The following is a 25,548-nucleotide window of genomic DNA, read 5'->3' as shown; positions in this document are numbered from 1 at the left end:
AATTCTCTATGATTTATTATATGTAGGACTGATACTCTAAATTTCAAAAGTTCCGTTTTTACACGTTACCTATTACCCCGACTTGTTATGAGGGGATATAGGTAAGTCTGTTTTTTTGTACGCTATATCTTAAGGTTATTTTTAGCTAGTATTATTCCAATTAATGAACAATTAAAAATCTTATTGGATTTTTGATAATAAGTTCCGTATATTAAGTATAAATATCTATTAATGATAAATCGAATATTTTATATAGTGCCTGATTGACTATGATTATATTTCATTATAATGGTGGATAATATCTATGGTTAATATATTCATTGATACAAATATATTTTTAGGATTGTATGAATCAAATAATAACAAAGTATCTCAGATTTTTGACGATATAACAAAATTAAAAAAACGATTAATTATTCCAGAGCAAGTATATGATGAGTTTTTGAGAAATAGAGATTCAGTACTACAAAAACAAATTAACTCTAGCAACAAAAATAAAGTTGAAATTCATACTACAGCATTGATTCGACATATGGAAGAATATGATAATCTAAAGACTATAAAAGATGATTTCGATGAGAAGAATAAGCTTTTAATTCAAAAGCTAAAAGATTTACAAACTCACTCTGATGACGATCCTATATTAAATGGTTTTCTTGACATCTATAACAGTAAAGATGTCAAGAAAATTAAAAGAACAGAAACAATAATACAGAAGGCAAAAGATAGGATGCTTATGGGTAATCCTCCCATTGATAAAAAGAAAGGAACAATTGGCGATCAGATAATATGGGAAACATTGCTTGAAAATCTGAATGATGATGTCATTTTTGTAACCGAAGATAATACATATGTAAATCATAAATTATTTATTGAGAATGAATTTTTGAATGTTGTTGGTAAAAAAATATTCATCACTGACAGAGTTTCAGTTGCATTAAAGCAGGTTAATGAAACACCATCAGAAGCTCTAATAGAATTTGAAAAAACAAAGAAGTCCAAGGATTTCATTGAAGAAGATGAAATTAAAGATTTACTAGCTCATTTCGAAACTGAAGGAATTGATATCTCTCCTAATTTGCTATTTTTTCTTTTTAAGTATTCAAAGGATAATTATAATGTATTTAAAGAAGAAATTGGAATTACCTCCGAGATTGAAAAACGATACCAAAAGCCTTTTCACTCCATCCACTCTGACTACATTACAATATATAGAAAATATTTTAACCCCGAACATTCTCCTTATATGAAAAAAGAAGATAACAAAAGTTGATTTTAATACCTTCCTTCACTTTTTATTAATTTGAAGCAGCTGCTATTCTCTTCACATTTTTTGACTTAAAATTCAACTTCCCCTCCTTTGCTTTTTTCTTCAAATAAGCTAAAGCACTTCTATGCTTAATTCCAATATCCCTAGCTTTCTCAGGAGTAAGCTTCAGAATAAGATCATAAACTAACTTTTCATCAATAAATTCTTGAGCCTTCTTTACATCCAATTCTTGTTCATCAATATTGTTAGCTTCTTTTCCAATATAAATAACAGAATCAGCATGAACATGCTTTCTTTCAAGAACTCCAATCTTTCCATCAAACTTATGCTCAAGATGATCAACATATTGTATAATTGTCCTGCTTAACGGTTTGAAATAATGAGATCCTTCTTTAATCTCTCCTGTTGCATAATCAATAAATGGATCATAAACAATATTCTGAGGATCATTTGAGAAAGGAGATAAAGGCTTTACTGCCTTACCATCTTCTTCAGCAACCTGAAACCCAACATGATAGAAATTGAAAGGTTTGATCTGATATATCCATTCTTTCCCTTTATTGATAACATCAAACCTATGCAACACATTTGCAGTTGAAACAGTCAGTCGTGAAATAGCATACATGTTTGAATACTTCTTTTCAATATCCAATTCAGAGATTATACCATAATGCAACTTGAGAATATCTTCCCATATCTCAGCTTGCCAATCTTCAACAGCCTTTGGAAACGGATTTGTTAAATGTCCAAGTCCATGTAATTTAAAAGATCTCTCCCCTTCCATGAACTTAATATTCCCATTCTCATAAGTGTAAAGAGCATATCTTTTTGAAGATATGCCATAAAACCACACATCCTCTTTCTCAGCTTTCAACAGATCAATATCAAGGATGTAAGGATTTAGAGGTTGGAAATAATCTATAATCTCCTGAGCATGTTCAGGAGGAACAAAGATAGAATCAGTATCCATGTATGCATGAACTGAACCAAGCTCTTTTACTTTAGCCTCAGCCATTGCCAAGAACAACTTTGATCCTGCTGTAATCATAACAGCTAGTAAAGGATGAAAATAATTACCTGCTTTCTCAAATCTGTTCTCTGAGGTATTAAAATCATCCAAGCCATAAACTTGAATGTCAGTTTTATTATCTTCAGGATTTAACTCAATGAATATCCCATAACTCATAGCATTAACAAGAATCTTGATAGCTTGTGCTCTACTTTCCAATTGTTGATATTCAGACTTATCTTTATCAATACTCTTCATTTGAATTTTGAGATTTTGCCTTTCCTCAACAAGTACCTGAACAAGATTATCTTTAGTTGGATCTACATCAATTCCAAGTATCTGAGATTGATTCAAACCTTTCTGAACACCTTTTGGAACATACCTTATAGCTTCAATGATCTCAGGAACTTTGCCAGTTAAAAGAACTGAAGCGATAACATCAGGTAAAGCATACCATAGCTCATTATCAGAAGTAAGGTAATTAACACCTACATTATACCCAGTATTATTGCCCTTATAATCCATCCTTACAGGTAAAATATCATTGTCAAGCTGTAACTTTACCATTACTACAAACTCTTTCCAGTTATCCTTATCTTGAAGATAATTAAGGGTAAGAGTGTTTAACATCCCCTTAATTTCATCTGTAACAACATTCATTTCAAGAGATTCAGCTATCATGTATTTCCAGAGATCCATTTCCATAGTAATAGTTGGATACATGCTTGTAAAATCAAGGACTGTGACATTTGTAGGTTCTTTCCCAATCTTACATTCACATCTTCCTCCATAGTAAGAAGTCATGTTTGTCCCAATGGTTTCTGAAGAAAACTCTGGGTTAAGATCTAAAAATGATTGAATCCCCAATTGCCCAAGAGCATACTTTCCAATTGAAGCTGAACTAAATATCTTGGTTGGTGGGATGCTTATCTGATAAAGTTCAAGTTCATCAATAAGTTTCTCATAGACTTGATAAGTTGTTTCAACATCATCAATAAGATAATCAATATATCTCTCAGTCACTTTTCCATGTTCAATTCCTTTCATTTTTTTAACATTGGTATCGAGCTTTTGACCTGCTTTATCTAAAGAGATCCTTTTTGATTGGAGCAACACTTCAGCTAACTTTTGAGCATCAAGGAAATAACCTGAAAAATGATCTTTTCCTTTGTTTATCTTGGTTGAAGTAAGTTTGAATGTATGAGCATCACCTAATTTCTTAACAATAATGGGAGGATTGAATCTGTTGTCTGAAAGAGTAAATGTAAATCCTCCTTTGTTTCTTCCTCTTGAATCTCCAACTCTTTTTGAGATCCTGCTTATGTCAAAAGGAAGATTAAAACCAACACAAAGAGTTTTCAAACCAAACACTTCAGGATAAAATACCTCATCAATAAATTCATTTAGGGTATAAAGTGGTATATCATACTTTGAAGTATATACCACACATACCTTATTTTCATTATCAGTAAGCATTGAAGTATCGTGAAACATACCTTCATGCTGAATATACACATCTTGGTATATCTTAAAATACCCTATTTTGAAATTCTGATATTGATCTATTGTTGTTTCGGTGTCAAAGACCAGTACTCTATCATGTCTTAGTGGTACATCTTTAGGAATGTAAAAAGGATTACCTGAAGATTCTTTGATCTTCTGAGTATAGCCTCTAACAGCGATCTTAGACATTTACAGTCATCTCCATTCCAATATTGATTAAACGGTCTCCAAGTAGTTTTAGCAAAGCACCAATAGAAATGATGTTGAAAGCTGTTAGATTTTCTGAGGATGTTGTTTTAGATCTCTTTTTTGGACTGATCTTATTCTGTTCTGCTGTTATCTTAGCATGACAATTCTTGCATAGTGGTTTTACCCAATCTGAAGTATTTCTTCCATCAACATGATGCATTTCAATTACTTCTGAATTATCTTCCCCACATACTGAACATGCAATAGGTGGTTTCTTCCCTTTCTTATGCTTGCTAATATTCTTCCTGTAAGATTCTTTATCCATAGTATCCACTCTCCCATTAAACGTATAATTCAAAGAATTCAGGCTCTTCTTGTGCATCCTGAATCTCATACAGTCTATCCAAATCGGTTACAAAATAATGCTCATTGCCTTCAGCATCAATGACTTTTGCATTTTCAAATTTCTTCAAAAACTTAGAATCACCAGATTTCAAAGCTTGATTAACAGCATTGAAATATTCAGCAATTAAGCTCCTATCTTTAGATCTTGTTGTAACAATCGAGATCAGCCCCTTATCTCTATCATTGAATGCCATCTCTGATTCAATTCTATCTGAAGCTGTTACTCTCCATTTCCCTTTTGATTTGTACAGGTATTTTCCAAGATTGTTAATTACGTTCTTCTTGTTAGCTCCTGTTTTCTCAATAGCTTTTGAAAATGGAACTCCTTTTCTCACATTTCTAAGAATTTCAAGGGATAGTGTTCTATCTCTCTTTTGTTGTGAATTCAAGAGTTTCCATGAAGTTGTACTCAGGTTATGATCCTTGAGCCTTGTATTTCTCAAGTCATTCAAGCTGAGAGTTGGAAACCTTTCATGAAACCTGATGACTCTCTTGGCATATTCTGAAGTTCTTGGTTGAGCTTTAAGCCAATCTCCATAGTTCCTGTAATCTTTTGAGAATTGCTTGAGAGTCATTTCTCAGCCTCCCAAAGCTTCAATAATGCTATCCTGACAACTTCTGCCTGATAGCATCCAAATTTGTCTGACATCTGTACTAGCTTCTCCTTGAGGTAAGGAGAGAGAGTTGCAAGAATTCTTTGTGTATCTTTGATTGATTTCATATTCATCAAATTACTATTGGCTTACAACAGATTTATATCACATTTAAGTATAACTTTAAGTATGAATTTGAATATAAATACAGATAAGAATAACTATAATTCTTATAAGAATACTAATGAGTTTGAGTATAATGTGATTTCTATCTTACAAAGCACCCCTTTTATAAGAAAACGAGATCTTATTAAGAAATTACAAACGAATTTTCAAGAAAACAGAGGCTATAGCCATGAAAATATTCAAAGAAAACTCTATGATATGCAGGGCGCAGGCACTCTACTTGTAATTAGATATGAAGATCTCCAAAAATATGGAATAAAAGAAGAAGATAAGCGTTCTACTTACGTTACGCTAAGAAGGACTGGGAAAATAACTTCTCATCTAGATGTTGCTATTAACAAGCTCCAATCAAACAATCCAATTAAACAAAAAATGGCATTAAAAGAAATAGAAAGCTATGAAAAACATTATGCATTAAATCCTAAACAATTGGATATGCTTGTATCCATTTTAAAATCGGATGATACTAATTTACTTGACCACGTTTTAAGGATTGTTTACAACTATATTGAGTACAAGAAGATAGATCCATCTAATGAAACTAAAACAATTGATGTTCTTAGATCACTGCTGAAAAAGTATCCTGAACCATTAAGAACACATACAAATCTAAGATCTCATCTCATCTTTTTACTTGGATACTATAATGATTCTGCTGTTGTTGAAAGAGCTATACGAGATGCTGAAACGTTAGATAACCTTCATGAAATCAAAGAAGAATATCAATTAGGAACAGCAGCTAACATAATTGAAGAACACAGAGAAGAATTGTATGAGTTTGAAGAAAAGTTAAGGCTTGAAAATAAGATAGAAGCAGCTCAATTTATTGCTGAAATTCGTGCAACTGCCCTTATTGATCTTGGATTGAAAGACGATCCCTTCAAAAACAAAGATAATAATGAACTGGAGATGGATACATTAAAATCTCAAATGTTTCTGAGTAATGATGAAAAGAAAGAGAGGATTCTTAATATTTCAGAGAAAGAAGCTGATAGACTTGGTGTTCCAAAAAAGATGTTAGATAAGATCCAGTGGAAGATTCGGAACGGAGATAAAATTAATTGGAAAGCAAAGAATGTGTGTAAACTGCTCAAACAAGACCTGAAGGAGAGTGATTTCTAATGAAATTGTTATTGCTAAATGGTCATGGAATCAATATGCGTGTTGATAGTGCAAAACTCCATATCAAAGATGGCAGATTCTCAACAACTGAAGATCCTGAAGAGTATGTGTTCTCTCCTAAGAGGATGGATATTGATAGCATTGTTGTGTATGGGAGAAGTGGATCTCTAAGCCTCGAAGCTATCAGATGGTTGATTAAACATAATGTACAGATTACTATTTTAGATTGGAACGGTAAGCTTCTAACAACAATGCTTCCTTCTGAAAGTACCAATGTAAAGACAAAGTTTGCTCAATACCATGCTTATGAAGATCAGGATACAAGAGTAAAGCTTGCTAAGAAGTTTATTGAAGCCAAGTTCTCCAAATCTGAGGCTGTTCTTGATTATCTTAAACTAAGGTATCCTGAGATTAATTATGATATCTCCGTTGATAAGGGTAAACTTGAGAATGCTAAATCTGTAAGGGAGATCTTAGGTGTTGAAGGTGGAGTTGCTTGGAAGTACTGGAATGAGTATGCTAAAGCTATTCCTGAAGAATATGATTTCAGGGCAAGGACTGATAATAATGCCAGAGCATCTAACTCAGGCGATAAAGTTAATGTCATGCTGAATTATGGGTATGCTTTGCTTGAATCTGAATGTTTGAGAGCCATTAATTCAGTTGGTCTTGATGCTCATGTAGGATTCCTTCATGAGATGAATCCAAGTAAGAATAGTTTAGCCTATGATCTCCAAGAACCGTTCAGGTTTATTGTTGATCTTACTGTAATGAACCTGATTGAAAAGGGAATTATGGATAGTAAGGACTTTATCAGGACTGAGAGTTTTTCATTGAGATTGAGACCTACTGGAGCAAGGAAGGTTACTGAAGAGTTTAATTCTGTGATGAATGGTAAAGTCGAGTATAGGAAGAAGAATAGCTCTTGGGGATCTGTACTATTGCTCAAGGCAAGAGAGCTGAGTCATCATCTTGTTGGGAAGAGGAAAACGATTGAGTTTGTTAAGCCTGTTTATATCAATGAAAGGGATGATACTGATCTGTTGAGGAAGACGATTATTGATATGCCTTATACCGAGTGGAAGAAAATGGGGTTCTCAAAGGGTACATTGAACTATATGAAACAGAATGCCAATAGTGAGAAGCCGTTTACATTAAATGTCCATGTAAGAGAGAGGTTAGAGAATTGGGGGAGTATTGTTGAATGATACTAATTTGCTATTCTAAAATATTCTAATAGTAAGCAGTATTATTTATTTCATCTTTATATAACTCATATTATGTATTAAATAAAAATATTTTTTCAGTATGTAGCGATACATTTTGAATTTTTGACATCCCGTTAATTTCATTTATATTTTGGATAAACTCTGAGGTGGGTAAAAAAGTATCTGAGTCAGAGAAATGATATTCATAAGGTAATCCTCTTTCACATACGAATTCAATTAGATTTATTCCATATTTATTGAAATCATTTGAGAAAATTTGAGCTGAATTTATATCTTGTTGACTTGGTCTAGAGCAATCGAGGGTATGAGGATCAGAGTTTGGATGATTATGAAATATAAGGACAGTTGAGTAGTTATTATCTTTACATTTTGCTATAATTTGTTCGGTTGATAAGAAGATTGAAACCGTTTTTTTATTTATCCCTTTATTAGTCCACATAAGTTGAATGGTTTTATTTTTTTCAAAAGCAATAATTGCCCATTCATGTTTCTTATATTTTAGTAAACCAGCCGCAATGGATGGAAATAGAGATAAATCTTCATTGATTAAATAATATGCTCCCGTTGATTTCATTCCCTTTTTAAAACCTTTATCGACTGATTTTTCCTTTGTACTATAATTATAATATGTTTTTATTGCTCTAGATCTTCTCTTGTCTGCTAGCTTTAATATTTCTTTTTCATTAAGAGGATGAAGGTGGGTGATTACATACATTATAATAATCAGAAAAATAACGATTAACAACTCATACATACTTTAGAGCTATACATTTACATATTATAAATATATCTATAATTTTAGGATTTTTATGATAAGTAATTATTATATCGAATCTTACACAAAAAAATATTTGGTTCTGTAAATTAAGCATTATGAATTAATTTAGACCCCCTTAATCAAAATAGTTTTATAAATATTTATTCTAAATTTTTAAAGAGTTTCTAATTAATTTTTATGCATGTAGTTATGCACATAACATACACAACACCGTACAAAAAAATCAAGTTACCTATATCCCCGACTTGTTATGAGGGGGGTCATATTCGAACCCCAAGCTTTAACAAAATACAACTGTTGCCTTTGATTTCAACCCTCAACACCTCTAACCTTCTCCTCCCTACTCCGCTCTTCCCAGATGTCCCTGTACTTATACAACGTGCTAGCAGGAATGTTCAGCACCCGTGATATCTCAGCCCACGTCAACCCTTTCTTCCGATACTTCATGACCTCTTTCTGATCAGGCTCTTTGGTAGGTCTACCCCACTTATCATTCTCTTTCTTGTACCGTTCAATACCGACCTTGATACGTTCCTGCAAAATCCGTTTTTCATTCTCAGCCACCCATCCAAACAAGCGATGTCAGTAGCCTCCTGTAATGCGAATCCTCAATGGTAGACCACGATTCACTGGGACTCAGTGAAACGACCCTGATGCCTTTATCTTCGAAGTCCATAACCAAATTCAATGTATCAACAAACGTCCTTCCAAGTCTTGATATTTCAAAAAGATAGATGGTATCGATATCGTTCGATTCAATACATTTCAGTAATTGTTTGAACCCAGGTCTCTTTTCAGCAGGAACACTTCCACTGACACCCTCATCAAAGAATATCTGTTCAGCAACTATTCCCTTGTTCTTCAATTGCAATATCTGGGTTTCGATGTTCTGGTCTTTGGTGCTAGTCCTAGCGTATCCAACTGCGTTTTTCAATTCTTCCATAAAATATATTATATGTTACACAGTATATATATCTTTAGCACCCATATAATATGGGACGAAATACACCTGTATCATGTGATGGGAATTTTTGACTATTCTTGTAATATCTGTAGAGTATTTCGACAAAGCTTGAATTTCGGTCATTTTTTTAGCTTATATTCAAGCTTCATCGTGTCAATCAATTGTCGACTTAATAAAATTCGACCTCTATGCTGTCACTGAGTATATGATATGATCCTTCTGCTATTGTGTCTCCGTTAGCATCCTATATGTAGACAGTGTGACCATTTACCGTCTCCATGTTACGTATGCCTTTTACCATTCCTTTTGTGATTGATTCGACTTCATAGTAAGACATCGAACTGTAAATGTAACAACATGCGAGTCCAGTTGGATCGATGTAAATGTCTGCTGTATAACCATTGTCTTGCAATATCCCTTCCATTTCTGTTTCGAATGAATCGATTTCTTCAGCTTGAATGCGTTCATTTTCAGCCTTAATGCGTTCCTCTTCGGCTTTAATCCGCTCTTTTTCTGCCTTTTCAGCTTGCTCTGCCAATTCCTGTGCTTCCCTTGCTGCAATTTCATCATCTGAATCAGTTACTAAATCAACGCATCCATATGCAATGAAACTGAACAATACCAGCAACACAATCCAGTTTGTCCTCTTATTTTTTCTTCGTTGTTCATCACTAGGTGGGTTAGCTTTCGCTTCATCGAGTACTTTCTGTATTCGCTCAGTTCGTGTCAATTTCTCCGCCATTTTAGTACATCCGTTGTAACAATATTTGTGCTTTGGAACACAGTCATTTGATATCTTGGAGTAAATTATGTATGTTGTATGTAACCAAAGTAATAATTCTATAAAAAATATTTGATTTCATTTCAACAAAAATATATGCTTACTCAATTTGATGTTGCTTAAGATCATATCCGAAAGAGATTCTCTTTGATGCCACTCATTTTTATACATGGTTATGATGCCTACCATGGACAAACGGAAAATTCTGATGCCACGCATGAACAAGCAAGAAAAGCATCTATAGATAAGCCTACCATAGTCAGAAGTGAATATATGGAATGATATGCAGAAATGAATTATTAACCTATATCGTGTGGTAAAAAATGTTAAAGAAAAAATGCATGGTCAATAGACCATAACATCAATCTGATCCGTCCAGTCAATGTAATATCCATCTGCTATCAGTTGATCCGCGTCATTATAAATAGCTACTTTAGCCATTTGATCTGGTAAATGTCTCACCATAATCTTAACGCATTTTTCTGACATTGTATGGAGATCTGAATCTGTTACTCCTTTTGTGTGGAAATAAACCAACATCCCTCTTTGGCTAATTTCAACATCAGCATCGAATCCATATGAATCAAATAGTTCTTCTGTGGTTTTTTTAACATCTGGGTATTTTGCATACTCGTAAATGTAAATTATTGTTCGCTCATTAGAATCTGTATATCTCCCAAAAGCAATTTCTTGATCATCGCCATCATAAAACGATACATGTACTCTCTGATTTGGTAAATAATCAGTCATGGTATTGAGACATTCGCTAACCATTGTATGAATATCTGTTTTTGTAAATTTTGTTGTATCAAAATAGACATTCATATTATTTTCATCTATATTGACATCTGCTTCGTATCCAGTCGATTTTACAAAATCGTCTGTTTCCTGTTCCGTTTTTTGAACTATGTCAATATCGTTTGTATTCTCCGTATCATTTGATGTAGCTGGTGTTTCTACTACTTCCTCGTCCTCGGTTAGTGAACTTGGTTCGGGGACATCCGTATCATCCGTGTCCTGTATAGTTCCCCCATGATTGGTACTTGTATCTTCACTTACACACCCAAAAGCAAAAGATAGGAGAACTATGATTATAATTATTTTATATCCGAATTTCATATTTTTCACAACTTTTGTTCAATTCCCCTCTATATACATTTTTTGTTTTTATGGCTCTGTAGAAATCCTTTTCTCTAAATTCAGCTAAGCTGCTACAATTTTAATAATAAGAAATCCCCTGTGTACGTTTGCACCACAAACACAAGGGGATGATTGTGTTTTGTCTAACAAGTGCTTAAAATTTATCGATATAGCTATGCAAGTAACGGGAAACTCCTGTTTCCCGCTTTACAGTTATAAATATTCAAAACGAAATATGCGGAAAGTCTCTGTTCAAGGAAGCATAGAAACCAAGTAAAAGAAGTGAAATTCAAGGTGTTGATACACAATCTTGACAGGTATGCCAAGATTATGTGTTTAATTTGGTTGAGGATTTCTACAAAGCCGAAAAAATAGAATAACATCATCGACGACTTGCTGTGCGAGGGAGAATTCGAACCTGTGAAAACACAAATGATTGTTTGATAACTGGCAAAGGTCTGATTGCGGTGGAAAGTTCTTTGATCACTTTCAAGATATCAAATACAATACTTCTTTCATACTTTTACCGATAACATAAATTTCACATCTTGTTACAGTGGAAATGCTATGTGTTAATAATTTCATTTTTTACGTCTAATGATGTTTATTTAGACTTCATTTCCGCTGTAAATGTAGACACATATAGAAATAGTTCCCACAAGGTATATATTATTAAAAACCAACATTTTACTATGATACCAAAGAAACCAGAAGATACTGAAGAGTATGTATATGAAACCGTGTTGTATGGTGGTGGTAAAGTAGAATACATTAAGTATCCAAGAAAGGAAGCAGAAGAAAAATGGCGAAAATCATTTGATGAAACCTATCAAAAGAATAAATGGTTGTTCGATGAATTGGCAAAGGTCTGAACGTGATACGAAATTCATATCAATATCATACATTTTCAAATCTTCATAGGAAATAAAAGTATTGTTTCGACAATAAAGTTAAGGGTTAGAGTTTCCCTTTTCCCTTCATTTTCTTCATAGCCTTGTGAATGTCATCGACTTCCCCCTTATTAAGTGTCCTTCTGGTCCTGGGGTCATTAAGAGCATCCTTTGCAAGCTCAAGTTTTTTCGAGACCGCTTCCATCATCTTTTCATCGACCTCAGGGAACTTGATGTCCACGTGTTCTTTCATGGGTCCATTCTCGACCTCAATGGTCCTTGAGAGGTCAGGGTGTTTTCTTTCCTCTGTCAGCAGGGAACCTATTGCATTCTTCCATTCATTAGCCCAGGGACTTTCAGGGATCTTGGTATGGCTTACTTTTGTGCGGAAGACCTTCATAACATCTTCAGGGCATGCATTAACGCATGCTCCACAGTAGGTACACAGGTCATATACAGCCGCGATGTTCTTTCCGTCATCAGGCACATACCAAAGATGGGACGGGCAGATGTTGAAGCAGGCATGACATCCTTGTGCATCGCATTTTTGGATATGGCTCTCGACAAGCATAAGCTCACCTTCAAAAGGTTTGAGCATGTCCACTGCATCATAGGGGCAGACCGCATCACACCAGCCACAACGGGTACATTTAGCATCATCCACAGTGACCTTTCCTGATACTTCAGGGGCTTCGCATGGTTTCTCCCCTTTGACCTTGATAGCATCCTCGGGACAGATATCCTGACAGAGCGTACAGTAGTCACAGCTGTCCTCATCTATTATTAGCTGTTCAAAAGGCATGGGGTCGGTTGCGGTAGGTTCCTTTTCAAGCATCAGGAACGCATCACAGAATCGAGCACATATCCCGCAGAGATTACACTTATCATTATCTATCTCTATTTCGCCTTCCGCATTTTCTTTCAAAGGTGCGATATCCTCTTTCTTCGGGAATGTGTATTCCAGTTCGATGGCATCTTCGGGACAAGTTGCTTCACAAAGCGAGCATGGCACACACTTCTCGTTCATTCTGACGAACTGTTCCAGGCGTGGATATTGGTCCTCTTTAGGAAAGTCCCCTTCGCTTCTCATCTCCAGTGCGTTAACCGGACAGAAGTTTACACACATCGAGCAGAATGTGCATTTATCGAGTTCCATCATCACCGGTGGTGCATCAAGTCCTGTGGCTATCTCTTTCATCGGCCCAAGCTCAAGGGCCCTGGTGGGACATATCCTTACGCAGATGCCACAACCAACACATCGTTTGTAATCATAATCGAGTGTCTTTGAAGACCTGTCGGATATCAGTTTGTAGAGCACATGAGTTCCTTCGATGTCCATTTCCTTTGAAACGGTCATGGATTTTTCTTCATCACTCATCCGGATCTCCTCCCTGAAGCTCTGAACCTACCGGTCCGAGTTCTGTCAGCTCATCCACGTAATCCTCGATGGTCTTTGCAAACCTCTCGCCTTCGGCGGCTGATATCCATTCGACACGAAGTCTTCTCTGGTCGAGTCCGATTTCCTCCAGTACTTCCTTGAGATTGTCCATCCTGTGCTTTGCATCATAGTTCCCGATGATGTAATGGCATTCGTCAAGGCGACATCCTGCAACGATGACACCATCAGCACCCCCTTGCAATGCCTCCAGTACGAAGTCGGGATCAACACGACCTGCACACATAACTTTAATTATCCTCACATTGGTGGGGTATTGTATCCTTGATGTTCCTGCAAGGTCTGCTGATGCGTAACTGCACCAGTTGCAAAGGAAGGCTATGATAAGCGGGAATTCATCCTTTACCTCAAGGGCCGCCCTTATCTGTGCTTTTATCTGGGCATCGGTGCTATGGGGCATATCGATGGCATCTACCGGACACGAGGCACTGCATGACCCACAGGTCTGGCATGAGATCTCATCTACCACTGCTTTTCCGTCAATGACTTTGATGGTGTTGAAATTACAGGTGTCTTCACACATCCGGCAGCCGATACATTTTTCAGCATCTACGCATGCACTGAAGGGGTCGTTCTCGAGTTCACCTCTTGCAAGCAGGCGTGTGGAACGTGCTGCAGAGGCACTTCCCTGCGCAATGGATACTTGTATCTCTTTTGGTCCTGAAGCACAGCCGGCGATGAACACTCCGTTTATGTGTGCATCCACAGGTCGCATCTTCGGGTGTGCGATGGAAAGGAACCTGTCAGTTCGTTTTGTGAGATTCAGTGTTCTGGCAATAGGTTCGGTCGTGTTGCTGGGTTCCATTCCGGTTGCGAGCACCACAAGGTCATAGTTCTCTTGGCACAGGGTGCATTCAAGGGTATCCTCATATCTCAGCAACATTTTCCCTTGTGTGTCTATCTGTATCTCCGCTACTTTTCCGCGAATGAAGTCGATACCCATCATTTGTGAACGCACGTAGTATTCTTCGTACATCTCACCGGCGGCACGTATGTCGATATAGTGAATGGTGACCTCGGTGTCAGGATAGCGCTCTTTGATCATCTGTGCGTTCTTCATGGAGGACATGCAGCAGACGCGTGAGCAGTAAGGATTCCCAACGGTCTCGTCCCTTGAGCCTACACATTGTATGAATGCGACTTTTTTAGGGGTCTCTTTTGTCGAGGGTACGACCACTTTTCCACGTGTTGGGCCGGAAGCATTGAGCAATCTTTCCAGTTCCATGTTGGTGAGGACATCGGGGAACACTCCATAGCCGTACTCTTCTTTGCGCTTTGCATCGAATCCCTGATAACCGGTTGCGACTATGACCGCTCCCACGGTGAAGGTGAACTCTTCTGCCTTCATGTTAAAGTCAATTGCATCTGCAGGGCAGGCCTGTTTGCAAAGCCCGCAACCCACACAGTAATCGCTGTTGATAAATGCTGTTTGGGGGATGGCCTGCGGTATGGGCATGTTGATGGCCTTTGTTTTCCCCAGACCGCTGTCGAAGGGGTTGGATATGTCCACAGGGCATACCCTTGCGCATTCATCGATACAGCCTTTGCAGTTGTCTATAATCACATATCTGGGATTCTGAATGCCCTTTACTGTGAAGTTGCCAACCGAGCCGGAGATGTCTTTGATCTCGGAGTAGGTGAAAAGGTCGATGTTCGTGTGGTTCTGCACATCTGTCATCTTTGGTGCGAGAACGCATATGGAACAGTCATTTGTCGGGAACACTTCATTGAGCAATGCCATTTTGCCGCCAATGGTAGGTTCCTTTTCGACCATATAGACATGCGTGCCGGAATCTGCCAGCGTGAGGGCAGCTTCTATTCCGGCGACACCGCCACCTATGACGAGAACGTCCTTGTTCGCTTTTATCTTCCTTATCCGCAAAGGTTCCAGTAAGCTGAGCTTGGCAACCCCCATTTTGATGAGGTCGAAGGCTTTTTGGGTTGCCATGTCATGATGGTCCATGTGCACCCATGAGCACTGCTCCCTGATGTTTACGATCTCAAGAAGATATGTATTAAGTCCCGCCCGTTCCAGCACTTTCTTGAACGTGTTCTCATGAAGCTTTGGAGTACATGCTGCAACGAGTACTCTGTCGATGTCGTGCTCTTCAATATCGTCCATGAGTGCATCCTGTCCGACATCGGAACACATGAACTGTATGTCCTTGACAAGTTCGACACCCTTCATCTGTTCTACTTTTTCGTGTAGTGCATCCATATTTATGACACTTGCGATATTCAGTCCGCAGTGACAGATGTAAACTCCTATCCGCATATGAGATACTCCCTCGTTGGCTTTTGAATTTAGTAAAAATATAACTTATATGCTAATATATAATAGTGATCTGTTGGAATTTTATGTGTTGAGTTGAGATTTATTTACAGATTTTTCCAAAGCCCGTTCTGGCGAACAGGTCCTTTATCTTCTGGGTACCGTCAAGGTTTTCATAAGCCTCTCTGCCCTCTTCAACATTATGGTGCATCTCTACAAAAACACATTCAAACCCTTTATCTTTGTCCTTTGCGATAACCCTCATCTCATGTTCTCCCTCAGGCATCCATATAGCGAGCTGCCCCATCTGTGAATTATAGTTTAGATCTACCTTGAACTCCTCTATCTGCTTACTCTGAGTGTTTATCTCCTCTGTTCCATTGTTATCGGTCATGCTTCATCATAATACACTACTATTTATTAATGGTTGGGATTAATTCACGCACATCCCTCTCTGCTCACAAAAAAGTTATATACTCCTAATGACATTAAGGAGTTGCACGTCCCTCTTAATGCTCATATGCGAAGGGATAATGATGTGTTAATTGCACAAATGGGCCCGTGGTCTAGTTGGTTATGACATCGCCTTTACACGGCGAGGATCATGAGTTCGAATCTCATCGGGCCCACCACACTTCATTTTACTGTCTTCTGATTGTGTTTTTAATTTGTTTTTTGAGTGTGATTTTGTATCATTTTCTTGGTCTAAAGTAGAGATATCCTCGCCTACATCTTCACTTGATATAGCTAGTTCTTCTGAATCCGCAGGGTTTGAGGTGTCTGCTAATAGTGGCTCTCGCATTGACTTTAGCTGTTTTTCTAATGCCATTATTCTTGCTTCGAGGTCTGAAGTCGCAGGTTGTATAACTTTGACAATATCATCAAACTCTCCATCAAGGGAAATTACAAACAAAGGTTTTCCATTGTTGTCGATTTCAAATATATGGGCAGTTTTACCTGCTAGGTGTGCATGTGACTGGGGTAATCGAAGTAACGGGTATTCAAAATTCTTTTTAGGTTTAAGCCGACTGATCTTTGATTTGCCAATATATTTTATTCATATCATCCTAAATTATCCTATGGTTGTTTAAATTTATAAAACTTTGTTGTATAACGGTTGTATAAACGTTTTATAATTCACGGCACGTGAAATGGAACAATTAACTAAAATATCCTGAGTAAGATCCAATTGCAGACACAATGATTGGAGTTATGCCTGTGTCTGAAATATGTCTTATTTGCCAGAAGCTGTAATGTAACATTTGATCTGTGTTCTCAATGTATGGAATAATTGGTGATATGGATCGAGAATACATTATTGGTGTATAGGTATTGTAAAATAGCCTGAAGTCCTGAATGTTGGATATTTTGATACGAATTGAGAATAATACCGAATCATTCGATTAATTTGATACGGACTATTTGTAATGGAATAAATTCGGGATGATGCCTGCAAGATAAGAATCAAAATTGCGACACACGTGTAAGGGGTAATAATCTCATGATTACGTGAATTTATCATCCACTTTTTTTTAATGATTGATTCCTCTTTGGTAGGTGCTAGACAATCTATAGATATTATTGACACGCTTCTCAGTGGAAGGATGTTTCATGAACAAGAATAAATTGAGCAATAAACTATAATTTCAGTAGTTCTCTAATTTTGGCATAATTCACGAAATCAATACCATTCGGCACATTAATATACCTTTAAAATGCCCTTTCCATGTTATCACGACTAGAATTAACACCTGCTCACTGTATCAAAACGGTTCTACCACCACTTCTGGACAACATTCCCATTTCAATAAATGGATCACTTACTCCTAAAGACCTTTTCACTAATGTTCTCGGAATGTCCACCGATAAACTTTCAATCCATTCAATTGGTAAACAATATCATAAGACTCCATGTGAAACATCGATGAGATATCATTTGCATAAGATTGATTTCGATCAGCTCATTGAAAACAATGCAAAGATTCTCTTGCAATCATCCCACTAAACCCTTGATTCAAATAAAAAGTATGATCTTGCAATTGATTATACAAATGATCCATACTATGGAAAAGTGGATGCTATCAATGAGAACTATGTGATTCGAGGACAAGCTAAGAAATCAACAAACTCATTCTACTCTTACATTTCTCTTTGCATCATAAACAAATACACAAGATTTACAATTTCCATGTTGCCTGTAGAAAAAGGCAGAACGAAGACAGATTATCTTAAATATTTCATAGATCTAGTTGATAAAATCAATCTTAAGACCAATGTTCTTTGTTTGGACCGAGAATTTTACTCCAGAGACGTTTTTGCATTTTTACAGGAGAATGAGATTCCACATATTACTCCTGTTGTAAGGATGGGAAAAAGAATAAAGGATCTTCTTGATGGAAATAAAAAACGTTATGAGAAGTACGTTATGAAGAATAAGAAAGGAGATGTAGAACTTGATATTGCTATTGATGTTAAGTATCTGAAAGGAAAGAGAGGGAAAAATGGTTGTGAGAATTTAGGGTTTGTTGTTTATGGAATTGATTGGGAACCAGGAAAGATTAGCACGATCTACAGGAAACGATTTACTATTGAATCATCATATCGAATGCGGAATGTGGTGAAACCGAAAACATCTTCAAGAAATCCAATGCTACGATATTTCTATGCGTTGATATCATTTATGCTGAAAAATGCATGGTTATCGATTCAGAGAATGCATTTTATGAAGGTGAAAAGGGGACCGAAAACGATAGAAGAAGATGTTTTTAGATTTGATTTATTTGTTCACTTTATTGAGGTATGGGTGAGAAAAAAGTTGAAAGTAAAGTTAGTAGTGAAATGTTATAGGTAACCTTGCATGATTTATTTAGTGGAGGGAATATTAGTGAAGTACTGAATTTATAAAGTAATAAGTATCATTATAAACTATGTACGAGCTACACACTCCTGTTAACCACAAAGCTGTAGCAAAGTACATTGGATATTACCTCATAGCTTTTACGTTTGTATTGGTCGTTCCGACAATTGCTGCACTCGTACTTGGAAATGTAGATGCGGCCATCGATTATGGAAGCACTGCTGTTGCAGTGTTCATCATTGGCTCTTTGATCTATCGTGCTCTTCCGGACTATGACCTTGAAACGAAGGAAGCACTCATCATCGTTGCACTGGTTTTCCCGATCTCAGCATTCCTGAGTGCTGTCCCAATGTCACTTACAACAGGAATGCCTTTTATTGATGCTTATTTTGAAAGTGTGTCAGCTGTTACGACAACAGGACTCAGTGTTGCACCTGCAGACGTAGGACCCGTTTTCCTGTTTGCACGTTCCTGGGGACAGTGGGTGGGCGGAATCGGAATAATTCTTGTGGTGCTTTCTGTCCTGATACGACCCGGAACCACAGCATCCAGGATGTACAAAGCCAACTATGGGGATATGAAGATCAAACCAACTGTAATATCCACCACCCGTACCCTTGGAAAAGTCTACATTATCATAACATTGATCTCCTTAATACTGCTTTTAATGAGTGGTATGTCCCTGTTCGATTCGATTTGCCACGCCCTCTCTTGTGTATCCACCGGTGGATTTTCAACACGTCCTGAAGGTATAAGAGCATATCAGGGAAGCCTTATACCCACTGCAATAAGTATATCGTGTCTTCTGGGAGCAGTCAGTTTTGTACTTTATCCTCACCTCTTCAAGAAACCGGAGAAGATCTTCAAAAATCTGGAACTTCGGTATTTCCTGGCCTTCATCGCCATAGGATCAATTGTTTTTGCTTTTACTCTTGAAAGAGGAAATACGGACTATGATCTAATACAGGACAGTCTTTTTCAGATAATTAATGCAATCACTACTGCGGGTTTTTCTACGATAGACCTTTCCATTTTGTCTGAAGCTTCAAAAGCAGTGTTGATATTTATGATGTGGATAGGAGGTAATGTTGGATCCACTGCAGGTGGGATCAAAGTATTAAAAGTGATCTTGCTCTTAAAAGTGGTTCATAATGTACTGTTGAGATTGTTCCTGCCCAGAGAGACCATTACACCGATAAAGATAGAGGACCACGTCATAGAAAGTGACGAGATCTACAATCTTGTGACCTTTATGTTGCTTTATACGTTGATCCTTATCGTATCATCATTCATTTTCATGCTTTACGGAACGAATATGAGTAGTTCCGTGTTCGAGGTATCGAGTGCTTTGAGCACTGTGGGACTTTCCGCAGGAGCAACCAGTGCGTCAATGCCTGTTGTCCTTAAGTTAGTGCTAATAATTGACATGTTGTTTGGAAGGATAGAGATAATTCCATTGATATTGCTATTCATGCCGGGAACGTGGATAAAAAGAAAATGGGCAAATAAGAGGAATGTGAAAACATGAGAGTTATTGTAGTCGGAGCCGGTTCACTGGGAATACATCTTACCAGGAACATGATCGCACAGGGTAAAGAGGTCATACTTATCGAGAAAGATGAAGCTATAGCTAAAGAGCTTGCAGAAACCATGGATTGCACGGTGATAAATGCCGAAGGCACAAGACCTGATATCCTTGAAAAAGCAGATATCGATAATGCAGACGCAGTTGTTGCTTGCACAACCAATGATCAGAACAACATTCTCATCGGATTGATAGCCAGAGATGCCAAGGTTGGCAAAGTTATTCTCAAGATAGAGGACAGGCAATTCATGGATATCGCAAGCAAGCTTGGATTCTATTATATGATAAACCCATCCAGCATATCTTCCAGCTACATATCAGATGTCCTCAGAGGAATAAATACAATTGAACTGAGTAATCTGGTACGTTATGATGTGCGTTTTATGGGCGTGATGGCTACTGACAAGATAATTAATATGAAATTGTCCGAGATCTCACTACCACAGAATAGTGCATTCATAGGCATCTACCGTAAAAGCGAATTCATCCTTGCGGAAAAGGATCCTAAATTGTATGAAAAGGATGAACTGATCCTTGTCACAAAGGCCGATATGATAAGCACTGTGAATGAAGTTTTGGGTAGAAATATCGAGACATGAAGTAGCTCTTAAATGAGATATAATAATTATAAATATAAAAACATAAAAGATACATACCAATGCTACATGAGATCAAAAATATCATAAAAGGGGTTTCAGGCTTTCAAATATCTTCTTTTTGAGTTCCTTTTCAACTTTTATAATGGTATCCGAAATAGATATGAGCTTTTCAGTATCCTCTGCAATTTCATTCAGGATATTTGCTTCAACCCAGATCTTTGCACTAAATTGATGCCCCCTGGTTTTACCTCTACAAAATAACGGGTCGAGCCAAGTGGTTCTAAAATTTCACTTAATTTAGAATGTATCTGCTTTTCCAGTAGTATTGAACGTTTCATATGTCTGATTTCCTTTATTTATTTTATAGCGGTTTAGACAGAGTCTCTACAGAGTCCTTTTTATATTTATTAAATAAAATTCTCTTTATATCCCAAGTTTGACAGTTCTATTTTTTAACCTTTTAGAATTTGACAGTTGTTACTAAGTTAAAGATTATACATTAAAACTCAGTTGATAGTATTGAGATTGATCCTGAGGGGTATGAAGTGACCCAGATGAAGCACACTATGCATCTATGTCAGATGAAAAAGGTCAATGATCATTAATAATGAGTATAGGAGCCTTTAATCTGAAAATGTCACCTTTCAATGAAAGGTCGCCCCCACAAGTTCCCCAACTCGCTTCATACCATATAACCCTCATACCCAAGTACTACATTGGTTTGTAGGTTAAAATTGCTCTGTAGAAATCCTTAATATTTGGACAATAATTAAATACAAAAATATTATTGAATGTGGTGCACGATGTTGGATTATAATCTCAATTATAATATATGTATGTGGATTTAGATAGGATTTCTATAGAGCCGTTAAAATAATTTATTATATAGGCAAAATGTGTAATTATTTGATGAAGAATTTCGATTTTACCAAAATTAAATGATATTTTTAAAATGAAAATCGATTGAAACAATAGTAAAATCAGCAATAAATAATTTGACTTCCAAAATAAATTTGGTAGCCCGGCACGGATTCGAACCGAGGTTGCGGGATCCAGAGTCCTGCATGATTGACCACTACACTACCGGGCTGCTTATGATTACAGCACCTACATGGTAAACCTAATTAATAAATCTATCGCCCGGTGCTTATAATCCTTGAGCAAAATTAAGCATCGTCGGGATTTTCCCCCATGATAGCAGTTTGCCACCACCTTGCAAGATCCATTAGATCACGACTAAACTGGCCGGAGAGGCGATACTCATTGTTTCTGTTTGAAATAAGACCGGCACCAAGAAGCTTATTACGCATTGAATAGAACGAAGCGCGACCCACATCGAGATCATTTATGATATCCTGCCACTCGCTGGTCTTGACCGGATTGCCACTTTTCTGTCGCTCTTCAACCATCATCAGAAATTTCTGCCCACGCATAGCAGTGGCATCTTCCTGAAATAATCGCCTCATGAGACTGAAATAAGGATCCCTTGAACGAGTTATGCGTGCATTTGCATCGGAACGTATAACTATAGTTGTTGAGGTTCGAGGCGCATCCTTAACTGATACCATGATCGATCAAAACTGACTGAGCGAATGATCAGGATGAAATTATCCCTTTAGATGTGAGCTCAGATTTCAAGAGATCTGCATATTCTTCCTTTAAAGAATAGACAATTGGGGTCTTATAAGACTCCTTGTGAGATCGCAGAATACCAAGCTTTGAATGAATATATCCTACCATAGAAGCTACTGCACTCCTGGAAACATCGTATTTTTTAGCGATAGCTTGGTGCAATTCATCGATTGTAGATTTCTTAACACTCAGAAACACAGATAGAACATAGCTCCGAAACCCATTTACATCCAGCTCAATAAACTTATTAAGCCGCTCTTTAATCCTAGATCGAATAGATGCCATGATAGTATTCTCCCCAATAGAACAGTAAACCTATTATGTTAATGACACTATATATATGTTTGCAAACTGATTACCCCCATACGAGTGACTAAAAAATCCGTAGTGAGATAACACCATGAACATACCGGCCACAACGAAATACACTTACGACCTTAAGAAGAAAACACTTCACATCGAGCATCAGATACTAGCTGTTGACTCCGAAGAAAATGAAGTAGGTACCTGTTCTAAATGCAGATCGCCCATTGTAAGCCTGAGCTATCATGCCATTGACAAGGAATTCATAATCGTAGGTAAATGCACTAAATGCGAAAAACTCACTGCAAACATTTACGATCAGGACTGGAATTGGGTAAGCGAAATACCTAACTCTCACTTTTCCAGGTATGTTGCTAAAGCAGGAACATCAACCCCTATGAAAAATGAGGTAGAAGTGGATCAGAAACTATCAGGCCTGGCGCTGCTTGAAAGTATTCCAGAAAAACAATTACATTCAGTTTTTTCAGCCACAGAGATCACAGCAATGTTCGCACGTGCAAAAGGAGAAAGCTGCGTACGACAATACCTCTATAATGCAAGGAAGAAATATCAGAAATTCGAGGATATTTTTGGATTTATAATCGAAGTATAATGTTTAGTATATACTTATAGTAAACTTATTTTATTACATAAATTTAAATTCGTTTGTGTGTAATATTTTTTAATTACACAAATTGAATATGTTGAATAAATAAATATATACTAAGTTATTATTTAAAAATTATAACTCAATATATATAAATAAAATACATTTTAAAATGTGCCGTTGCATGAATAAAATAGTATAAAATATATTTAAATTGTTTTTTATTTGAGTGACAAAATAAATAGAAATAATATCAATAAACTTGTTATTTGAACATGGATAACTAGTGCAAAAAAGAACCTATAAGAAGTTAAGAGTTTTCAAACCTCCACCCATATACCAGTTAGAAGTTAAAAAATGCATGAAACGTATAGCAAATTGAGAATAAAAATACATAAATCAATAAAAAAAGTGGGAATAACATAAAAACAGTTGCAAATAATCAAAAAAATAAAACTATATCAGAAATAGCTCGACTTTTACCAAGATCAAAATATAATCTCGAAGTTGTAACTCCATTTAGTAAAGCCAAATTGTTATTACAATGACTATGTGCACAACCGACCATAAAATATCAAATATGCATTCCTTGATATTTTTTTGTGTGGAATGGGGGGGTTGGAAGTTGTAAAAGGGGTATTACTATAGAGTTTGGAATAGACATGTTGACAAAAACATAGCATTTGTGCAGAACTTGCAACCCAATTGTATAGTATATACGAATGAGTAAAATAACCGTTAATTAAGAGAATGATCGAATCGAGGGGTAAAATACATCCATATATTAAAGAAGTTAAGCCGATTGGGTTTATAACTATGAGTAATAATTACACAAACATTAATAACTTCAAGTAATTATGGCACTATGTGTACTATCCCCCTTTAGAGCTATGACCTATACACTCAGTACGTTGAAAATGCCATAAAACACATAGGCGGAATTTACATAATATTTTTACAAAAGTAATATTTATCAAGCAGAAAAATTATATTTGAATTAATTAAAGTCGAATTATTAATAAGCGTTTATATTGAGAAAGGATTATTTTAATGTGTAGGTGCTTTGTCAATTTTTCTGAAAATAAGACCACCATTCCAGAAATAACCGAGATAATCAAAACGGCTACTTCCCAATAAAAGCACTTATGTAATTAGTTAATATTACGAAATCAGACGATTTTGAGCAAACTGAGAGCCCAACATAAAAAGAATTATTAATAATAAATAAACCTTTTTTTGTGAATGCTGCTTATTACAACACTTCGATCACCCCTTAATCGAGTCATGGTTGTTTGCAATTCATCACATATTTCAACTACCACATCTAACAGTACAGCTCCATGAGAACAAAACCTAATCTATTAAGGCCTACCCCCGTTAGGTCACGTTCAACTTCCAATAGATTGTTTTTATCGTGCCTGATATCCCCCATACCAGACCAACCCATATATGGATTTTTAAGGAATTGATTGTTTTAACACGGTCAAGATCAAACTGCAACCCGATAAAATGATAAAATTCCATTCAGTAAAAGTATCCATCAGGCTTCCGAACTTCAGAGGAGTAACTTGATTGTCAAAAGTTGCAATTTACAGACCGTAAAGTGCCGCCCCGATCTTAATTCAAAAGACCAGAAGCAAGGCCGTAAGTCCCGCATACTGCCCAGGATATCAATCAACTTTATTTTTTTGCGCCTATTAAGTAACATTGGGTAAAATGCTTACCCATGCACCAATGCGGTTAGAACGCGGCATCTTAACGATTGTTGAACCATCAGAATCCTCAACATATCCACCTTCAGCAACCATAGCCCCCGTCCAGCGACCCGTTTAAGCCATATTGCCCTTTATTTTGCCAATATAATTCATGTCACCGAATAAAACCGATAGCATAAGCAACAACGGATAGAAGAGATCGTTACAGATTCTTCAGTTTTTGGCAGTTACATTCCACAGGTCAGGGCTTCACGACTCATGCATAATAGTCATTTTTATATTGCAGGATAATAAATTATGCCGTATTGCAAACCATATATGCACCCATTGATTTGAGAATTATTACGTTATTTTTGCCTCATTGTGTACATGCCAGGAAAAGAACACCGAGACACCTGGAATATATCAACCAACAAATGACACAACGAGGATAATCGAATGATTATCCTTGCATCGAGAACTA

At 36.6% G+C, this 25,548-nt stretch carries 21 protein-coding genes, 2 tRNA genes and 2 pseudogenes; 10 read left to right on the top strand and 15 right to left on the bottom strand.

The genetic code is table 11. The features are described from left to right. Positions 1–304 precede the first annotated feature (304 nt). A complete protein-coding gene (locus MBUR_RS02870; protein WP_011498702.1) occupies positions 305–1,273 on the top strand; it encodes a PIN domain-containing protein in 969 nt (322 codons plus the stop codon). Positions 1,274–1,298: 25 nt separating this feature from the next. Here the strand turns inward: MBUR_RS02870 and MBUR_RS02865 are convergent, their stop codons facing one another. From MBUR_RS02865 to MBUR_RS14080, 4 genes are read right to left on the bottom strand one after another with little or no spacing between them, the layout of a single operon-like run. Next, complete coding sequence (locus MBUR_RS02865; protein ID WP_011498701.1) at positions 1,299–3,971, bottom strand: DNA polymerase; 2,673 nt, start codon at positions 3,969–3,971, stop codon at positions 1,299–1,301. Further along, positions 3,964–4,296 (bottom strand): HNH endonuclease signature motif containing protein, encoded by a 333-nt coding sequence (locus tag MBUR_RS02860; protein ID WP_011498700.1) that lies wholly within the window; start codon positions 4,294–4,296, stop codon positions 3,964–3,966. Before MBUR_RS02860 ends, MBUR_RS02865 begins: the two co-directional genes overlap by 8 nt. A gap of 16 nt (positions 4,297–4,312) precedes the next feature. Next, the gene (locus MBUR_RS02855) at positions 4,313–4,951 is read right to left on the bottom strand and encodes a hypothetical protein (protein ID WP_011498699.1); all 639 of its coding nucleotides are present in this window, start codon (positions 4,949–4,951) and stop codon (positions 4,313–4,315) included. Further along, positions 4,948–5,097 carry a hypothetical protein gene (locus tag MBUR_RS14080; RefSeq protein ID WP_198003782.1) on the bottom strand — a complete coding sequence of 50 codons (150 nt, stop codon included), beginning with the start codon at positions 5,095–5,097 and terminating at the stop codon, positions 4,948–4,950. Before MBUR_RS14080 ends, MBUR_RS02855 begins: the two co-directional genes overlap by 4 nt. 61 nt (positions 5,098–5,158) lie before the next feature. On the opposite strand from MBUR_RS14080, the gene MBUR_RS02850 reads away from it, so the two are divergent. Together MBUR_RS02850 and cas1 are read left to right on the top strand one after the other, a co-directional pair. Further along, positions 5,159–6,277, top strand: coding sequence for a hypothetical protein (locus MBUR_RS02850; protein ID WP_011498698.1), 1,119 nt, complete (start codon positions 5,159–5,161; stop codon positions 6,275–6,277). Continuing rightward, positions 6,277–7,485: a CRISPR-associated endonuclease Cas1 gene (gene cas1 / locus MBUR_RS02845; protein WP_011498697.1), complete on the top strand. Its 1,209-nt coding sequence runs from the start codon at positions 6,277–6,279 to the stop codon at positions 7,483–7,485. Before MBUR_RS02850 ends, cas1 begins: the two co-directional genes overlap by 1 nt. A 70-nt stretch (positions 7,486–7,555) precedes the next feature. On the opposite strand, the gene MBUR_RS02840 is transcribed toward cas1, so the two are convergent. The 5 genes from MBUR_RS02840 to MBUR_RS02820 form a co-directional block, all read right to left on the bottom strand. Continuing rightward, positions 7,556–8,260: a hypothetical protein gene (locus MBUR_RS02840; RefSeq protein WP_011498696.1), complete on the bottom strand. Its 705-nt coding sequence runs from the start codon at positions 8,258–8,260 to the stop codon at positions 7,556–7,558. Between the two features lie 333 nt (positions 8,261–8,593). Then, a complete protein-coding gene (locus MBUR_RS02835) occupies positions 8,594–8,848 on the bottom strand; it encodes a helix-turn-helix domain-containing protein (protein ID WP_048063183.1) in 255 nt (84 codons plus the stop codon). Beyond that, positions 8,841–9,227, bottom strand: coding sequence for a recombinase family protein (locus tag MBUR_RS02830; protein ID WP_011498694.1), 387 nt, complete (start codon positions 9,225–9,227; stop codon positions 8,841–8,843). Before MBUR_RS02830 ends, MBUR_RS02835 begins: the two co-directional genes overlap by 8 nt. Positions 9,228–9,492: 265 nt before the next feature. Continuing rightward, a complete protein-coding gene (locus MBUR_RS02825; protein ID WP_011498693.1) occupies positions 9,493–9,990 on the bottom strand; it encodes a hypothetical protein in 498 nt (165 codons plus the stop codon). Between the two features lie 384 nt (positions 9,991–10,374). Then, the gene (locus MBUR_RS02820) at positions 10,375–11,157 is read right to left on the bottom strand and encodes a hypothetical protein (RefSeq protein ID WP_157196634.1); all 783 of its coding nucleotides are present in this window, start codon (positions 11,155–11,157) and stop codon (positions 10,375–10,377) included. Between the two features lie 231 nt (positions 11,158–11,388). Here MBUR_RS02820 and MBUR_RS13765 point away from each other — a divergent pair. Both MBUR_RS13765 and MBUR_RS13760 read left to right on the top strand, forming a co-directional pair. Continuing rightward, positions 11,389–11,544, top strand: a pseudogene (locus MBUR_RS13765) (IS5/IS1182 family transposase); the annotation flags it as partial. 317 nt (positions 11,545–11,861) lie between these two features. Further along, positions 11,862–12,041, top strand: coding sequence for a hypothetical protein (locus tag MBUR_RS13760; protein ID WP_157196633.1), 180 nt, complete (start codon positions 11,862–11,864; stop codon positions 12,039–12,041). A gap of 85 nt (positions 12,042–12,126) precedes the next feature. Here MBUR_RS13760 and MBUR_RS02810 read toward each other — a convergent pair whose 3' ends face one another. From MBUR_RS02810 to MBUR_RS02800, 3 genes are all read right to left on the bottom strand, one after another. Continuing rightward, positions 12,127–13,437, bottom strand: a complete 1,311-nt coding sequence (locus MBUR_RS02810; protein ID WP_011498690.1) for a 4Fe-4S binding protein — start codon at positions 13,435–13,437, stop codon at positions 12,127–12,129. Further along, complete coding sequence (gene hdrA2, locus MBUR_RS02805) at positions 13,430–15,790, bottom strand: CoB-CoM heterodisulfide reductase HdrA2 (RefSeq protein ID WP_011498689.1); 2,361 nt, start codon at positions 15,788–15,790, stop codon at positions 13,430–13,432. The genes MBUR_RS02810 and hdrA2 overlap by 8 nt, the downstream gene beginning before the upstream one ends. A 100-nt stretch (positions 15,791–15,890) precedes the next feature. Then, the gene (locus tag MBUR_RS02800; RefSeq protein WP_011498688.1) at positions 15,891–16,181 is read right to left on the bottom strand and encodes a hypothetical protein; all 291 of its coding nucleotides are present in this window, start codon (positions 16,179–16,181) and stop codon (positions 15,891–15,893) included. Between the two features lie 161 nt (positions 16,182–16,342). Here MBUR_RS02800 and MBUR_RS02795 point away from each other — a divergent pair. The 4 genes and pseudogenes from MBUR_RS02795 (at position 16,343) to MBUR_RS02780 (ending at position 20,828) form a co-directional block, all read left to right on the top strand. Beyond that, positions 16,343–16,419, top strand: a tRNA-Val gene (locus MBUR_RS02795). A 1,094-nt stretch (positions 16,420–17,513) separates the two neighbouring features. Then, positions 17,514–18,638, top strand: a pseudogene (locus MBUR_RS02790) (ISH3 family transposase). A 76-nt stretch (positions 18,639–18,714) separates the two neighbouring features. Continuing rightward, the gene (locus tag MBUR_RS02785) at positions 18,715–20,172 is read left to right on the top strand and encodes a TrkH family potassium uptake protein (protein ID WP_011498687.1); all 1,458 of its coding nucleotides are present in this window, start codon (positions 18,715–18,717) and stop codon (positions 20,170–20,172) included. Further along, on the top strand, positions 20,169–20,828 hold the full coding sequence (locus MBUR_RS02780; protein WP_011498686.1) for a potassium channel family protein: 660 nt from the start codon (positions 20,169–20,171) through the stop codon (positions 20,826–20,828). Before MBUR_RS02785 ends, MBUR_RS02780 begins: the two co-directional genes overlap by 4 nt. A 1,014-nt stretch (positions 20,829–21,842) precedes the next feature. Here MBUR_RS02780 and MBUR_RS02775 read toward each other — a convergent pair. The 3 genes from MBUR_RS02775 to MBUR_RS02765 form a co-directional block, all read right to left on the bottom strand. Then, a tRNA-Gln gene (locus MBUR_RS02775) sits at positions 21,843–21,918 on the bottom strand. Positions 21,919–21,994: 76 nt separating this feature from the next. Beyond that, a complete protein-coding gene (locus MBUR_RS02770; RefSeq protein WP_011498685.1) occupies positions 21,995–22,396 on the bottom strand; it encodes a hypothetical protein in 402 nt (133 codons plus the stop codon). Between the two features lie 28 nt (positions 22,397–22,424). Next, the gene (locus MBUR_RS02765) at positions 22,425–22,745 is read right to left on the bottom strand and encodes a DUF2551 domain-containing protein (RefSeq protein ID WP_011498684.1); all 321 of its coding nucleotides are present in this window, start codon (positions 22,743–22,745) and stop codon (positions 22,425–22,427) included. A gap of 115 nt (positions 22,746–22,860) precedes the next feature. On the opposite strand from MBUR_RS02765, the gene MBUR_RS02760 reads away from it, so the two are divergent. Continuing rightward, positions 22,861–23,376: a hypothetical protein gene (locus tag MBUR_RS02760; RefSeq protein WP_011498683.1), complete on the top strand. Its 516-nt coding sequence runs from the start codon at positions 22,861–22,863 to the stop codon at positions 23,374–23,376. Positions 23,377–25,548: the final 2,172 nt, after the last annotated feature.

Source organism: Methanococcoides burtonii DSM 6242 (assembly GCF_000013725.1).
In the GTDB taxonomy this organism is placed as follows: Archaea; Halobacteriota; Methanosarcinia; order Methanosarcinales; family Methanosarcinaceae; genus Methanococcoides; species Methanococcoides burtonii.
Note: the sequence above shows the minus strand (reverse complement) of the source record. Positions and strands in the feature narration are given on the sequence as shown.